Here is a 2,558-nt window from a genome sequence, read left to right on the forward strand (position 1 = left end):
GATGACTACTTACAAAAACGGGCAACTGGACAGGTCGTTCCGGATAGCTTTACTCATGGTAGTAGTGAACAGCGAATGCACTGGTTCCAAGTCGGTTTAAAAACTGGTGATATTAGCCAATGCGATACTTTTAATAATTCTATCTAAATCTATAAATAAGATGAGTTTACAAGGTGTTTAAGTAGGCTCATCTTTTTAATCATCCCTCCAACATAATTAATGTTAAGAAATTTAACTAATTGATAGAATGATTAACGTAATTCGTTAAACTTGTATTCCAACTTTTTAATTGCTTGGGCACACATGAGGTGCCTATTTTCTCGTTCTGTTCAGTTCTGCTGTCTAGATTTTTTATTTGGTCATTGACCCAGAAGAAGGGTGTTCATGGGTAATTTTTTCTTATTACAAGCATTTACGGTTGTATTTGCCTTATCAATTGCGACCACCATATTTAATAAGCGTATTTTGGGCTTTCCTCAGGCTATCGGCGTACCACTTGTTTCTGCGATTTTTGTCTTCATTTTGCAATGGGGAGCCAGTCTTTTAAATGGTAATCAATTCATTACTATCAATATTCATAATATTGAGGAAGCAGTACGTCACATCGATTTCTATGATTTTTTAATTAATGGCGTTATTTGCTTTATTCTGACATCTTCAGCACTTAAATTTAAAATTTCAGATCTAAGAAGCTATTGGAAACAGATTAGTATTTTGGCCACTATTGCCTTGGTAATCTGCGCTGTATTGTTTGGTAGCTTACTTTACGGTTTCCAATTGTTAGTTGGGCATCATGTACCAATTTTGGTTCTTCTATTATTAGGTGCAGCATTAGGTGCAACAGACCCGATCGGTATTAAAGGTGTTTTAAGTTCAATTCGTGCTCCTCATCATCTCATTGTTAAATTAGAAGGAGAATCTTTATTTAACGATGCGATGTGTATTGCCTTATTTATGACATTACTGAATGTTTTACAGGGTGAACATTTTTCATTGGTTGCGACATTAGAAGCTTTGCTTTATGAAATTGTGGTTGCTGTTGGTATTGGGTGGGCATTTGGGATAGGTACTTTACGCTTATTGCGTGGTAAACACGAAATGGAGTCCCTGATTTTAACAACTGCCTTACTTGCAAGCGGAGCATATTTGGTGGCTCTATTCGCCCATGCTTCCGCACCGATTGCCTGCGTAATTGGTGGTTTAATCGTCGGTAATAAATGGAAAGAAATTCGTGAAGAGCGTGAGATCAGAGAGGTTAACCATTTTTGGCATACAGTAGAAGGGATTATCAATTCATTCTTATTTACCTTAATTGGCCTTGAGTTATTTATTCTTGACTTAAACTTTAGCCTGATTTTAGGTGGAATAGTTGCTTTCTTTATTCTGCATATTTCTCGTTTTGCAGCAAACTTTATGTCTTTTGCTTTCTTCCCAACAATGCGTAAGACCAAAAGTTACAATGGTAGTTTAACTATTTTATCTTGGGGTGGTGTTCGAGGAGGGATTTCACTCGCTTTGATTTTGGCGGTCGCGAATATTCCGGCGCTGAGCCCTTATAGCAGTATTCTGATTGGATATACCTTTATTAGCGTATTGTTATCTGGTGTAGTGTGTGGACTTGGCCTTCCTGCGGTAATGAATGCGTTTTATTACAATCCTAATGAAGAAACGGAAGGGCTTAAAGGCTTTTATCAAAAGCTATGCCATAAAATGAATCGCCGTGGCTTTCAATATATAGTTGGAGAAGATGCATTAGGAAGAGAAACAATTACTATCTTTAACCCAGATGTTATTGTTGATCAAAAAACAGAAGACGGGATCGCAACCATGCATGATCCAAATAAGTTACAAGAAGTAAAACGTTTTGAAAGTCCCGATAATTTCTAAAGGTAAATAAAAAATAATTTTATTTGAATATAAAAATGAGGCTTTAGTGTAATAGTAAAATATTATCTAAGGCCATTTTTTTTATATATATCATTATTAATATATTTTATTTTGTTGAGATATTAAAACTTGTTATATGAAAATTTAAATTAAAATAATTTTTAATGAATGTTCAATATTGAAAAATTAATTTTCTTTTACATATAAAAAAGTTAATAAGCTTTTTGAATAGATTATAAGTAGAAAAATCAGATTTTTATTTATATAAAATTTGTATTAGTTAATTTTTTTTCTTTAAGGGCTTTAGTATTTATTTTTTTTATTTTAAAGTGATTAACGTAAAAATGATCACATTACTTAATGTTTTTTAAGTTGTAGATCAAAAAACATGAAAACATTAAGTAAAAAGAATTATACATAAAATCATTTAAATCAATAATATAAAGGAATGTAGATATGCCTGAGATACAAATTATTGCTAAGGATAATCATAAGACCTTGGTAACCACAGAGGGAACTTCTGCAAAACTTTCAGAAGCGTCAGTTGTATTGGTGAAAGTGGCTGCCAGTGATGTATTGGTAGTGAATAGGGAGGGTACCAATGCAGTCATACGTCTGAAAAATGGCGAGACCATTGTTATTGAAGGTTTCTTTAGCGGAACAGCCGAGCA

At 33.5% G+C, this 2,558-nt stretch carries 3 protein-coding genes; all 3 read left to right on the forward strand.

Annotation, left to right across the window (positions count from 1 at the left end):
* A partial coding sequence (locus tag C1642_RS19725; RefSeq protein WP_228153945.1) for a neutral zinc metallopeptidase occupies nt 1–147 on the forward strand: 147 nt, incomplete at its 5' end.
* A 237-nt stretch (nt 148–384) separates the two neighbouring features.
* A complete protein-coding gene (locus tag C1642_RS16245) occupies nt 385–1,887 on the forward strand; it encodes a cation:proton antiporter (protein ID WP_000526259.1) in 1,503 nt (500 codons plus the stop codon).
* A 456-nt stretch (nt 1,888–2,343) separates the two neighbouring features.
* A partial coding sequence (locus tag C1642_RS19730; RefSeq protein WP_228153942.1) for a BapA/Bap/LapF family prefix-like domain-containing protein occupies nt 2,344–2,558 on the forward strand: 215 nt, incomplete at its 3' end.

The organism is Acinetobacter sp. AKBS16, assembly GCF_002899995.1.
In the GTDB taxonomy this organism is placed as follows: domain Bacteria; phylum Pseudomonadota; class Gammaproteobacteria; order Pseudomonadales; family Moraxellaceae; genus Acinetobacter; species Acinetobacter baumannii.